The sequence below is a fragment of the Bacillus sp. 11B20 genome (assembly GCF_056098985.1).
The window spans coordinates 528,799-540,761 of the sequence record NZ_JBLZWZ010000007.1 but is presented as its reverse complement, the minus strand read 5'-3'; the positions used below and the strand labels follow the sequence as shown (position 1 = coordinate 540,761).

15 protein-coding genes are annotated in these 11,963 nt (G+C 41.4%); 2 read left to right on the top strand and 13 right to left on the bottom strand.

What is annotated here, in order from left to right:
- Positions 1–162: 162 nt before the first annotated feature.
- The 7 genes from ACN6NB_RS07040 to ACN6NB_RS07010 all read right to left on the bottom strand — a co-directional run bounded on the left by ACN6NB_RS07040 (position 163) and on the right by ACN6NB_RS07010 (position 3,868).
- On the bottom strand, positions 163–435 hold the full coding sequence (locus ACN6NB_RS07040; protein ID WP_003212137.1) for a YlbG family protein: 273 nt from the start codon (positions 433–435) through the stop codon (positions 163–165).
- A 65-nt stretch (positions 436–500) separates the two neighbouring features.
- Positions 501–950, bottom strand: coding sequence for a regulatory iron-sulfur-containing complex subunit RicF (gene ricF, locus ACN6NB_RS07035; RefSeq protein ID WP_007499807.1), 450 nt, complete (start codon positions 948–950; stop codon positions 501–503).
- Between the two features lie 57 nt (positions 951–1,007).
- Entirely contained in the window at positions 1,008–1,415 is a 408-nt protein-coding gene (locus ACN6NB_RS07030) for a hypothetical protein (RefSeq protein ID WP_039178300.1), read from the bottom strand.
- A gap of 72 nt (positions 1,416–1,487) precedes the next feature.
- A complete protein-coding gene (locus ACN6NB_RS07025; protein ID WP_039178297.1) occupies positions 1,488–1,736 on the bottom strand; it encodes a YlbE-like family protein in 249 nt (82 codons plus the stop codon).
- A 19-nt stretch (positions 1,737–1,755) separates the two neighbouring features.
- Positions 1,756–2,169, bottom strand: coding sequence for a YlbD family protein (locus ACN6NB_RS07020; protein WP_064498407.1), 414 nt, complete (start codon positions 2,167–2,169; stop codon positions 1,756–1,758).
- A 110-nt stretch (positions 2,170–2,279) separates the two neighbouring features.
- Positions 2,280–3,323 (bottom strand): CAP domain-containing protein, encoded by a 1,044-nt coding sequence (locus tag ACN6NB_RS07015; protein ID WP_058837749.1) that lies wholly within the window; start codon positions 3,321–3,323, stop codon positions 2,280–2,282.
- A gap of 122 nt (positions 3,324–3,445) precedes the next feature.
- The gene (locus tag ACN6NB_RS07010; RefSeq protein ID WP_039183094.1) at positions 3,446–3,868 is read right to left on the bottom strand and encodes a CBS domain-containing protein; all 423 of its coding nucleotides are present in this window, start codon (positions 3,866–3,868) and stop codon (positions 3,446–3,448) included.
- A 161-nt stretch (positions 3,869–4,029) separates the two neighbouring features.
- Between ACN6NB_RS07010 and ACN6NB_RS07005 the strand changes: the two genes are divergently transcribed.
- The gene (locus ACN6NB_RS07005) at positions 4,030–4,395 is read left to right on the top strand and encodes a YugN family protein (protein WP_039178290.1); all 366 of its coding nucleotides are present in this window, start codon (positions 4,030–4,032) and stop codon (positions 4,393–4,395) included.
- 67 nt (positions 4,396–4,462) lie between these two features.
- On the opposite strand, the gene ctaG is transcribed toward ACN6NB_RS07005, so the two are convergent.
- The 6 genes from ctaG to cyoE form a co-directional block, all read right to left on the bottom strand.
- Positions 4,463–5,341, bottom strand: coding sequence for a cytochrome c oxidase assembly factor CtaG (ctaG, locus tag ACN6NB_RS07000; protein WP_041084946.1), 879 nt, complete (start codon positions 5,339–5,341; stop codon positions 4,463–4,465).
- A 30-nt stretch (positions 5,342–5,371) separates the two neighbouring features.
- Positions 5,372–5,701 (bottom strand): cytochrome c oxidase subunit IVB, encoded by a 330-nt coding sequence (ctaF, locus tag ACN6NB_RS06995; protein WP_024426910.1) that lies wholly within the window; start codon positions 5,699–5,701, stop codon positions 5,372–5,374.
- Positions 5,702–5,703: 2 nt separating this feature from the next.
- Entirely contained in the window at positions 5,704–6,324 is a 621-nt protein-coding gene (gene ctaE, locus ACN6NB_RS06990; protein WP_024424780.1) for a cytochrome c oxidase subunit III, read from the bottom strand.
- Positions 6,324–8,195, bottom strand: coding sequence for a cytochrome c oxidase subunit I (ctaD, locus tag ACN6NB_RS06985; protein WP_039178285.1), 1,872 nt, complete (start codon positions 8,193–8,195; stop codon positions 6,324–6,326). Before ctaD ends, ctaE begins: the two co-directional genes overlap by 1 nt.
- A 176-nt stretch (positions 8,196–8,371) precedes the next feature.
- Complete coding sequence (coxB, locus tag ACN6NB_RS06980) at positions 8,372–9,439, bottom strand: cytochrome c oxidase subunit II (protein WP_039178282.1); 1,068 nt, start codon at positions 9,437–9,439, stop codon at positions 8,372–8,374.
- Positions 9,440–9,718: 279 nt separating this feature from the next.
- Positions 9,719–10,636 (bottom strand): heme o synthase, encoded by a 918-nt coding sequence (gene cyoE, locus ACN6NB_RS06975; protein ID WP_003211774.1) that lies wholly within the window; start codon positions 10,634–10,636, stop codon positions 9,719–9,721.
- Between the two features lie 393 nt (positions 10,637–11,029).
- Between cyoE and ACN6NB_RS06970 the strand changes: the two genes are divergently transcribed.
- Positions 11,030–11,953 (top strand): COX15/CtaA family protein, encoded by a 924-nt coding sequence (locus ACN6NB_RS06970; RefSeq protein WP_039178279.1) that lies wholly within the window; start codon positions 11,030–11,032, stop codon positions 11,951–11,953.
- The last annotated feature ends 10 nt before the right edge of the window (positions 11,954–11,963 follow it).

Here is an 11,963-nt window from a genome sequence, read left to right as displayed (position 1 = left end):
TTATAACAGCATCTGATGTGGTGCTGTTGCCAACCGCGGAGAAGACTTACGTTTCCCCATAAGTTCTTCCTCCGGTTTCTCCTCTCCCTTTGCCTTCTCCTTAATGAATCATTAAGAATAGAAGGACCCCGCGGGTGATGCCGCGGGGATTTTTTTGTGTCTTTAAAAGCCCACCTTATAATCATACTCTTTTGCTTTGTCCAATTTGGATTCGTACTCTAATTTAATAAAAGGTTTATATGAAGGCTCAACACGTTTCACAAATGGTAACGAGCTGAGCTTAGCCATATGGCGCTCAAGATCATTCATATCACAATAGATCACCGCATATTTCATTTTCCTTGAAATATAGTGAACATTCCCGAATTTTCTTAGCGCTTTTGACTGCTTTAACGAATGCAGCCAGACGACCATCCCTTGACGTTTGGTTTCCATCTTTTCACCTGCCGCTTTTCAATTCTTTTCATTCATTATGTAAAAGACGAGACATTCAAGTCTCGTCAAGATACTTTACAGCCGCAGCTGCCACCTGATCCACAGCCACCGCCGCATGATGATAGACCATCAAAATATGGGTTCCCTGTTGGAACTTTAATATATGCTGATACAGCTTGACCGATTTCAATACTAATCTCATCTAAGATGGATTGAATCGCTGTTTCTGCTTTTTTGAAATCAACCACTGTATCGTGAAGATCTAGCTTTCTTTTGACCTCACGCATTTCCTTTGAGATCGTTCTATAGTCCGGATGGTATTTGCCGAACCGCTGCACATCCTCATATTGCTCTTTTACTTTTGTAAAATGGGCAATAATTTGTTGGGCTTCTTCGTCTTGCTGGAGACGCTTAAAGCAGTTGCGGTAATGTTCAGCCTCCTCCGACTGAAGAATCATGGCAGCCAATTGATTTGCTTCCTCTTGGAGCTCCACAGATTCGATTGTCGCATACATAAATGTTGCACCTCCAATTCATAGTTTACCACGAAACCTATGGATCAGAAAATGCTTTTACGTGACAAATACATCCCATGTTTCTCTTTTCTGTTTATATTCTGGATGACGAGAATTCAGCACAACGGTCATTTTATGCTTTCCTTTTGAAAGGTGCTTGACCACAAATGCCGCAGTATACTCATTCCCTGCACGTTTCCCGTCTACATACACTGTGAAATATCCCGCCTTCTCGTTCTTTTTTAGACGCTCTGGCTGAAGATGAAAATCTTGAAGTGTACTTTCTATATAGACCGACGATCCTTGCACTTTGTATTTCAAAAAGCCTTGCTGCTGCATTTCGCTTTTGGTTTGCTGCATGACTGGTACTGCTGGGTCTTGCTTGATCACTTGCTCTTCTCCATGTTGACTTTGACACCCGGTAACAAGAAAAAGCAATGCGCCTATTGACAGCATCCATTTCATCATCTGATTCTCCTTTCATCTACTTTTATAGGATGCTCAGGAAATAGACATCTTAATCAACTCAAAAAAGCCTCAACCGGCTCCATTTTGATTGCGCATTGCTTGGAACATTTGAATCATCATTTCAGCCATTTGGACGCTATTGCTCAACTGACTTACACGATGAGGAATGGTTTTTTCGTAAAAGTTCATTTTATCTAATTCAAAGGACGAGAGATTTTCAGGATGTCGCGTCAGCTGTCTGTACCAGAGAGGACGCTGCCTTATGAATTTGATTCGATCCTCTTCGGCCATGACAAATTCCTGTACTTCTTTTCGCACCAGAAGCATCCCCTTTCACTTAATCTTTCCTGAAGGAGAATGGGTGCTGACTGCCTCCAGATGAACCTTTCTTTGAACCATTGGATGAAAATTGGCCGAGTAAGCTTTGTAAAGAGGAAATAGACTGGCTCATTTTGTTAATCTGTTCATTCATTTGATCAGCGTCCATTTTTTTCACAGCAGAAACCATTTTAGACATAAAATCTGCTTTTCCTGCTTCACTTGGCTTAGAGGCTTTTTCTTCTTTAGTGTCTTCAGATTTCGATTGCCGGTAAGGTGACCACATCTCATCTTCCTCACCAAACATGACCCAATTCTCGTAGACACTTTGCCAGCTTTTTTCTTGCGTTTGCACTTCTTGAATTAACTTCGGATGGCGTCTGACGAATTGTTTAAATTCATCAATGGATGTTTGTTTTTGCTTGTTTGTCATATCCTCACCCCCCATACAAATGCCTACTATACTATATACACCAGCATCTATTTTGGTGAGCCTCTTTTTAAACATCAAAAAACAGCTGCGACTTATGCAGCTGCTTTCGTTTAAGATGATTTCTTGATGAAATTCTGGGTGTAATATTTTTCTTTCACTCCTACGCCAAGATGCGTGTAATCTTTATTTAATAACGCCTTCCTGTGACCTTCACTATTGAGCCAGCCCTCTACCGCTGCAGGTCCATCGACATAGTTATAGGCAATGTTTTCACCTGCGAGCTGAAAGCCCACCTCGCCTCTTTCTAACCGGTCTTTCAGCGTACCGTATTTTTTAGATTCATGGGAGAAATAATGATTCTCTTTCATGTCCTCACTATGCATAAAGGCCACTTCAGAGGTTTCATCATCCCACTTTAAGATCGGCAGGTTGTACTTATGGCGGATAATATTGGTCATATCAAAAATTTGTTTTTGACTGGATGTTTCGATATCTTTCCACTTTTCGCCCGATATTGGCTCAGGTTCTACCAATTGACCTCGGTAGACGACCTCATACGGCTTTTGTTTCACAAATGTATCTGCGTTGAAGGCCCTGATACTTGAAAGGGTGCTTTCAAACTTATCCATGTAAAGCTGAACATACACATCATCTCCCACTTTCACAGTGGGTCTTGTATTCATATCATCTTCTGAGAATTCAAAGCGGTATGAATTTTGTTCATCCTCTACATGAATGTAAGGTGCAATTTGTGTTTTCTTAAATACTTCACTTGTGGCTTGACCGATTTTAAATGGTTCTACATTCAGTCCGTCTCCTGTTGCAAACAAGGTCACCACTTTACTATCCTTTACCCCTACTTGAATATAGTGCTTCTTCGATTGGTTGTAAATCCACCAGTCATAATCATATGCGGAAGGATCAATGCGATCTGGTTCTCCCAGCTGTTTAAGCACTTCGTTTGAAGATTTCCCCATAAAGGACATGAGCCCCTTCTTTGGGATATTGATCGGCTTATCGCTAGATGTTTCTTCATTAGACACCTTCGGTTCATTGCTGTTTTCTTTTTCTGGTGAAGATCCATATTGAATAAACAGAACGTACGTTCCAGATATAATCAGGAGGATGAGGAGTGTTTTGAGCACAGTTTTCAAATAAACACCTCCGTTAAATTGGCAAGGTACAAAAAGTACCTTCTACTGTCATTTAAACAAAACTTGCTCCATTTATCAACGACAATACAGCCTATTTAACACGAATTTAAAATATGCCCCTCTTAATGAAGAAATCCTTGTCCATGATCTTGATCCTGTTGAGAGATTTCTGTCAGTGCATCTCCCGCGCGATCATTTGATAAATCTTCGACTGATAAATCTCCAAGAGCGACAATCCCTGTTAATGCACCGTTTTTCACAACGGGAATGCGGCGGAGCTGATGCTCTGACATGAGCCGGACAATTTCTTCAAGCGTTGCATCTTCTTCAGCAGTTAGTACTTCCTTTGTCATCAGCGAGCCCACTTCCTGTGAATTTGGCTTTTTTTCTGCAATGCCTCTAAGCACAAGGTCACGGTCTGTCACTATTCCAACGAGCTGTTCTCCGTCAACTACTGGAATGGCACCGATGTCAGCATCTCTCATTTTGACTGCTGCTTCATACGTATTGTCATCTTGCTGACATGTCACTACTTTTTTTGTCATAATATCTTTGATTTTTTTCGTTTTCACGTTGATTCCTCCATCCGTTATTTTCTTTATTACTGTAACCAGCTTATAAAAGAACATACCTTTCACAGTTGAAAGTTTAACGCTTTCATACTATGATTGTCAGTAAAGGGAAATTTTATAAGGAGGGGTTTTGGGTGAAGTTTGAAGGTACGGGGATTGAAGAGGTATCAGCTGACTTAAATAAATTAGATTTCATTATGGAAAGTGAAGGATTTGTACGAGCCGATCAATGGGATTATGAGCGTGTGACGTACGACAGAAAGTACAGCATGGTAGAGGGAACCTTTTATTTACGAATTTCCGGCTACGCCACTGAAGGAGATGTCGGTTCCAAAAAGGCACACATCCAGCTTCTAACACCATTACTTGGAAAACATTATTATCCACATGGCGTTGAATATGGCGAAGGCGAAGAATTCCCTAAGTCTCTCATCCAATCAAGCAAAAAAACACTCGCACAGCTGAAGGAAAAACTAGAAGCCATGACGGCTGAAGCATAAAACAAGGCTAAAATGATCTTTTAGCCCTTTTTCTAAGATGAAAGCACAGCCAGTCGGCTGTGCTTTTTTATTCATATTTCGGAATAAGCGCATCTGGTACGGCATCTTTTGCTCTTTCTTTTCTTGCCCAGTCAAAGAAGACAACAGCAAGAATAGAGCCGTACACAATCTCCTGAATAATTTTCATCAAAATGGCACCTAGCTGCTGATCCTCTAGCAGTGGCAAGGTGTGGAACATTTCAGGACCAGTGAGAGCAAGGCCTGCAAGCATATCACTTGGCACACATAAATGCAGTGCTTGTATCCATGCACCCGCATCAGAATAGGTTGCATAGATCGGTGCCTCACTAAACATGATGAGTGCACAGGCCGGAGTCATCAATATCCCGTCTGCCATGATATATCCAAGCTTCAAAATGCCTGTGATCTGTGGCAGACTTTGGACTTTATGGACAAGCGGCCACCACATGAAAAAGGCAGCGATAAAAATAACAACCGTCATCAATGCATGGTAAAACGGATCTGTTTTCACAAAATCAAACACAAGTGGAATGTGATACAGCGAAAACAAGCCGTTAAACCCAAGCAGTGCAATTAAAGGCTTGGAAAACAAACGGAAAACAGCTTGAATACCTGGTGTTTGAATGATCCGCTCCCAGATGGCTGCAGGCAATCCTGTAATAAGGAGAGGCGGGATGACTAAATAGAGCACTGCCATTTGCGCCATATGTGCACTAAACATAATATGCCCCATTAAATCAATTGGGCTCCCTTTCACAGCATATAACAGAACAAGCCCCGTCAGAAATAACGTTTTCTCTTTCACCGTCGCACGGTGCTTCCCCTTTGTCACAAGAAGCAGATAAAGAGCAGCTGCTATCACAATACAGGTCAAATAATAAGGGCTCCATAATGCCCGAAATCCGAATATTTCTAAGTTCTCCATTGCTGCGCCTCCTTCAAGGGCAAAGCGGGTTTACCACCATATAATGGTCAAAAAGGCTAATACGGTAATAAACGCAACAAACACACCTGAGTATAGAAACAAGGCGGGTGTTTCATGCCCTTTTTGGTTCATGTGCATAAAATAATAAAGCTGAAAAGCCACCTGAATGCCTGCAAGCAGTAAAATAAATGGTACAGCGAACCAATTTCCAACGTCTTCTGAGGCGATCGTTAAAAACGCAACAAATGTTAATCCAATCATCAAGCCGAAAGAAATGAGCTGATGTTTCATTTCTTCGGCATTTTTCTTTTTACGATATACAAGGTCGACTTTGGACTGATTTGTGTTTTTATTTCCCATTCTTATCCCACCATTCCCATTAAATATACAACGGTAAAGATGAAGACCCACACAACATCAATGAAGTGCCAATAGAGACTTGCCACATAATATTTCGGTGCATTGTATAAATCGAGTCCGCGTCTCATATTTCGAATCATGAGAGCGGTAATCCAGCAAAGTCCGAAGGCGACGTGAGCTCCGTGAGTTCCTACAAGTGTATAGAAGGAAGAACCAAGAGCTGAGCTGGTAATCGTAAATTCATACGCATGCACGTAGTGATAAAACTCATAAATCTCAACCCCTAAAAATCCAGCACCTAAAAGGACCGTGATACCAAGCCAAAGCTGCATCTTTTTAAAGGCAAAGTTTTTCATATGATACATGGCATACACACTCGTTAAACTGCTCGTTAATAGAAGCATTGTGGCAATAAAGACAAGTGTGAGGTCAAACATATCAGTTGTTTTTGCTCCGCCTGCATTTGAGTTTTTCAGCGCCAAATACGTGGCGAAAAGCGATGCAAACAGAACGGTTTCTCCTCCAAGAAACAGCCAGAACCCGACAAACTTATTCTTCCCTTCTAACGTGGCTTTCTCTGGAGAAGCCGGAAAGGTTTCCGCCGTCATTTTTTGTGGTTCCATTATGCTTTCACCCCTTTATCATCGTCGTCGGTCAAATCTTCTTTGTGAATATGGTATCCATGATCATCTTTCAGAGACCTAACGAGCATGGTCGCAAACGTAATACCAAGACCAATGAAGATCACTGGAAGCCCCCAGTCGTGCTCTTGACGATACATGAAACCAAACGCTGACACAAATAGACCGAATGAGATAATGACAGGCAAAATGGAATTATTCGGCATGTGAATATCATCGAGCGGTTCAGATGCTGTCATTCCTTTTTTACCATCCATTTTTTCAATCCATAATGGATCTAGTCCTCTCACAAGCGGAAGCTGTTTAAAGTTGTATTCTGGCGGAGGCGAAGACACTGCCCATTCAAGTGTTCTTCCATCTCCCCAAGGATCGCTCGATACACGCTCCCCTTTTGCTGTTGTCCAAATGATATTAATCAGCATGATCACAACAGCTACAAACATAAACAGTGCCCCAATCGTACTGATCAAGTTCCCAAGCTCGAGACCCTGACCTGGCAGGAACGTAAAGACCCGGCGCGGCATGCCCCATAGACCGAGAAAATGCTGGATAAAGAAAGTTAAGTGGAAACCGATGAAAAACAGCACAAAGCCAATTTTTCCAAGTTTCTCATTCAGTATCTTTCCAAACATCTTCGGCCACCAGTAATGCACACCTGCTAGAATACCGAATACAACCCCGCCGATAATGACGTAATGGAAATGCGCCACAACAAAATACGTATCATGGAACTGATAATCTGCTGCAGCTGCCGCAAGCATGACCCCGGTTACCCCGCCAAGTAAGAACGACGGAATAAAGGCAACAGAATAAAGCATCGGCGTTGTAAACTTCACATTACCGCCCCATATCGTGAGCAGCCAGTTGAACACTTTAATTCCTGTTGGCACCGCAATTGCCATGGTCGCTACGGCAAAGATCGCATTGGCGATAGGTCCAAGCCCTGTTGTGAACATGTGATGCGCCCACACCATGAATCCAAGGAAACCAATCAATACAGTAGCGAAGACCATGGACGAGTAGCCAAACAGTCTTTTTCTTGCAAACACAGGAATGATCTCAGAGAAGATTCCAAATGCCGGCAGGATCAAGATATATACTTCCGGGTGTCCGAAAATCCAGAACAAATGCTCCCAGATGATTGTATTCCCTCCAAGCTCTGGATTGAAAAAGCTCGTGTCAAACATTCTATCAAGCATCAGCATCGCAAGCCCTGCTGTCAGCGGCGGGAATGCGAATAAAATAAGTGCGGAGGCGACAAATGTCGTCCAAGTAAAGAGCGGCATTCTCATATACGTCATACCAGGCGCTCTCATATTTATAATCGTTGCAAGAAAGTTAATCCCGGCAATCAGCGTACCAATACCCGCTATCTGCAAACCTAAAATATAGAAATCCATTCCATGCCCTTCTGAATTCAGCGTGAGCGAAGCGTATGCAGTCCAGCCTGCATCAGGTGCTCCGCCCATAAACCATCCAAGGTTTAAGAAAATTCCTCCGAAAAAGAATAACCAAAAACCAAGTGAATTCACAAACGGAAATGCTACGTCACGTGCACCAATTTGAATTGGTACAACCGCATTCATTAATGCAAATAAAAGCGGCATAGCTGCAAGGAAAATCATTGTCGTTCCATGCATCGTCATGATTTCATTGTAAACCCCTGCACTGACAAAATCACTTTCAGGGATGGCTAGCTGAATACGGATAAACATCGCTTCGATTCCGCCAACCAAAAAGAAAAATCCCCCTGCCACTAAATATAATATGGCAATTTTTTTGTGGTCAACCGTTGTCAAATAATCCCATAAGACAGCGCCAAACCCCCGCTTTTTAGCTATTGTACTCACCATGAAATCCCCCTCTTATCTCCCATTTGCCCCTTTTCATATAGATGTCTTTCTTCACGATCCTTTAAACAGACTATGTCTGACAGATGACGACTTCTCGGTTGTAGAGACATATTCGGGAGCTCTTAACAAAAACTTCACATCGATCACATACCCTCTTGCATATCTGCTTCTAGTTGTTACTCGACTTTAAGACCTTTTAAATACTCGTAAAGTGCATCTGCTTCTGAGTCATTTAATTTAGGGTACGTTCCTGTCATCTTATTACCTGGTTTAAAGCTTTCTGGATCTTTCAGCCATGCTTTCACATTTTCTTTGTTCATGTCTTTGATTCCAGCTACTTTCGTCCGTTCTCCGAAGGTCGCAAGGTTTGGTGCTGTCCTTGCTGCTTCCGGCCGTTCGTCACCAGGCTCTACTGCGTGACAGCTTAAACAGTTTTTCTCTTTAAATAGCTTTTCACCCTCTAAAGCGAGATCTTTTGTGGATTCAGGCTTCTTGTAATCAGCCATTTTTTTCGTCCATCCTAAGAACTCATCTTGAGAAAGCGTTTTAACTTTAAAGTCCATTAAAGCATGTGACGGTCCGCAAAGCTCCGCACATTTCCCGTAGAAATATTCCCCTGCATCTTTCGTTCGTTTCGAGTCAAAGATTAAATAAAATTTGTTCTCATTATCTGTGTTTGTATCAATTTTACCGCCAGCCGATGGAACCCAGAATGAGTGTTTGACATCTGATGCTTTTAGCTTAAAGTACACCTTTTGATCTGTTGGTACGATCAATTCCTGACTTGTGACAATCCCATAATCAGGGTATTCAAATTCCCACCAATATAAGCTGGCCCTTACATTCACAACAAGTGTTTTTTCAGGATCTCGTTTTTTCTTATCCATAGCGCTTGTATCCCCTAGTTCAAGCGTGTATGCCACAACAGGTACAACGAGAATAATAAGTAGAAGAATCGGAATCGCTGTCCATGTGATTTCCAAGTTGCGGTTCCCTTCCACCTGCTTTGGAATCGTATCTTCTCCCACTTTAGAACGTTTGAATTTAATGATGACGTAAAAGAAAATGATCGATACAACAATGACGACAAGAACCATAATAAGTGTACTCAGTACCGTTAGGAAAAACTGTTTATCTGCTACTTCCCCAACTGGCTTGAGTGTTGATAAGTATGGTTCACCACAGCCCGCCAAAACGAGCGTCAGTAAGAGAAACAGTGAATAAACACGCCATTTTCTTATCATAATTTGTCCCAACCCCTTTTGCTTGATCTCCTTTGCCTTTCGCTTTTTACCTCTTATTTATAAAATCACTTCTCACCCATCTATAACCCCCGCCTCTTATAAAAGCACTTACATTTCCTCTTTTCATAAAAAAATGATGTTTTTACTCAAAATACCATCTATGTATAAACAGAAAGCCGCCTAAATAGAACTGAATATCAGGCGGCTTTCATAGTTGTTAGAAAATGTTGTGTTATAAGATATAGCCATTGTTTTGATGTGATCAAAGTGTATTTCACTCTAGAATAGTGTAATAATAATCATCGCTACGAAAAAGATGGTTAAGTAGTTTAATGAATAAACGAACATGAGCGTTGACCACTTCATGACGTCTTTCATTTTAAAGCCCATAAGGCCAATAACAAGCCATCCAATATTAAGCAGTGTACCAAGTGCGACAATCGGCCATCCTAATCCACCTAAGAAAAATGGAAGTGGAAGAAGACATGCTGTCCAAATGATGATTTGGCGTTTTGTGACTTCAAAGCCGTAAACAACTGGCAGCATTGGAATGCCCGCCTTACGGTAATCTTCTGTTTTCTTAATCGCAAGTGATAGGAAGTGCGGGATTTGCCAAATGAACATAATCATAAACAAAACCCAAGCCGTTGTGTCGATTGTACCTGTGACAGCTGTCCAGCCAATTAATGGCGGAACCGCGCCAGATACACTTCCGATAACTGTATTGATGGTGTAATGGCGTTTAGACCACATGGTGTAAAGAACCGCATAAGTAAAGACTCCAATAAATCCAATCACTGCTGATGTAATGGTTGTCATCAGAAGCATAATGAGTCCTAATACAACAAGCAGAATGCCAAATGCATACGCTTGCCCCGGCTGAATTTTACCTGTAACCGTCGGTCTTGTTTTTGTTCTTTCCATTAATATATCAATATCACGGTCAAACGCATTATTAATCGCGCATGAACCGGCAATAATAAGAGAAGAACCAATCATTGTTAACAGCACAATATCAAGATTTCCAAGAAAACTCATACCTGTAAAATAAAAAGCAAGCCACATTCCAGTAAATGTCGTAATGAAATTGGAATTGACGATGCCCATTTTAATCAGAGCAAGAAAATCTTTCCACGCTGTTGTTTCTTCTATTTGTCCATGAATAGCTGCTTCCGCGGCTGTTTTGGAATTTGCCAATGTGTATAACCTCCCTTGCCCAAACCTTCAAACGAACGAATGACACGTAAAATCATTACAACTCTATCATACAAGATAAACAGCTGTAAAAAAACATCCTATTAAATAATAAACGACAAACTTGAAGTTATTTGTGAACTTTTCGTGAATTTATTAGGATATATGTGTGTTTCAGAAGGCGGTGCAAAATGAAATATTCTCTCCTCTATTTCTATCAGACTGTCAAAGAAAGATCAAGCACTCTAAATCTGTAAACTTTGTGAACTAACATATCATTTTTTTGTGAACTTTGGTCATTATGAATTGCAACAGAACACGCATTTGGCTTAAACTTGAGAGCATGTGAGGTTTTCATTTACATCAGAAGTTTTTTAGAGAAGGTGAAATAATTTGATGAAATTTGCTTTAAGGCTATTGAGCGTGATCACAACATTTGTGATGCTGATCGTACTGATTGGCGGTGCGCTTGTTACGAAAACCGGTTCGGGTCTTGGCTGCGGTAGACAGTGGCCCCTTTGCCACGGTCGTTTCTTTCCTGAAATGAATCCCGCTTCCATCATCGAATGGAGTCACCGCATGTCAACAGGGGTTTCCACCATTCTTGTTCTGGCACTAGCGGTCTTATGCTGGAAAAAAATTAGTCCAGTATTCCGTGAAACCAAATTTTTGGTCATCATGTCCATTATATTCTTAGTGCTTCAAGCGCTTTTAGGAGCTCTTGCCGTCGTATTTGGTTCTAACGCACTTGTGATGGCACTGCATTTCGGTATTTCACTCATTTCATTTGCTTCAGTATTACTGCTTGCCCTTCTTGTCTTTGAAGCAACCAGATCTGAAACAAAACTTGTGAAGCCGCTTCATATCGGCAAAAAGATGCAGTTCCATATTTATGGGTTGATCACGTATACGTATATCGTTGTCTATACGGGTGCTTATGTGAGACATACAAAGTCAAGCCTTGCTTGCTCTGTCTTCCCGTTTTGTTCAAAAGACGGTGCGCTTCCAACTTATTTTAATCAGTGGGTTCAAATGTCTCACCGAGCAGCAGCACTTCTTTTATTCGTCTGGATATTTGTCGCTATGTTCCATGCCATGAAACATTATAAAGAACAGAAGCAGCTGTATTATGGATGGATCATCTCAGCCATTCTGATTACACTTCAAGCCATTTCAGGTGTGATGTCTGTTTATTCTCAGCTTGCACTTGGTTACGCGTTGGCTCACTCATTCTTTATTTCTTGTTTGTTTGGGGTACTATGCTACTTCTGCTTACTTATTGCCCGGTTTAAATATGAAAGCAAAGAGCCATTTAAATAAGATTTACATC

Coding starts and splice junctions, on each gene's coding strand:
- ACN6NB_RS07040 (WP_003212137.1), bottom strand. CDS start 435: ATGGAAACCAAACGTCAAGGGATGGTCGTCTGGCTGCATTCGTTAAAG.
- ricF (WP_007499807.1), bottom strand. CDS start 950: ATGTATGCGACAATCGAATCTGTGGAGCTCCAAGAGGAAGCAAATCAA.
- ACN6NB_RS07030 (WP_039178300.1), bottom strand. CDS start 1,415: ATGAAATGGATGCTGTCAATAGGCGCATTGCTTTTTCTTGTTACCGGG.
- ACN6NB_RS07020 (WP_064498407.1), bottom strand. CDS start 2,169: ATGACAAACAAGCAAAAACAAACATCCATTGATGAATTTAAACAATTC.
- ACN6NB_RS07010 (WP_039183094.1), bottom strand. CDS start 3,868: ATGACAAAAAAAGTAGTGACATGTCAGCAAGATGACAATACGTATGAA.
- ctaG (WP_041084946.1), bottom strand. CDS start 5,341: ATGGAGAACTTAGAAATATTCGGATTTCGGGCATTATGGAGCCCTTAT.
- ctaF (WP_024426910.1), bottom strand. CDS start 5,701: ATGGGAAATAAAAACACAAATCAGTCCAAAGTCGACCTTGTATATCGT.
- ctaE (WP_024424780.1), bottom strand. CDS start 6,324: ATGGAACCACAAAAAATGACGGCGGAAACCTTTCCGGCTTCTCCAGAG.
- ctaD (WP_039178285.1), bottom strand. CDS start 8,195: ATGGTGAGTACAATAGCTAAAAAGCGGGGGTTTGGCGCTGTCTTATGG.
- coxB (WP_039178282.1), bottom strand. CDS start 9,439: ATGATAAGAAAATGGCGTGTTTATTCACTGTTTCTCTTACTGACGCTC.
- ACN6NB_RS06970 (WP_039178279.1), top strand. CDS start 11,030: ATGAAATTTGCTTTAAGGCTATTGAGCGTGATCACAACATTTGTGATG.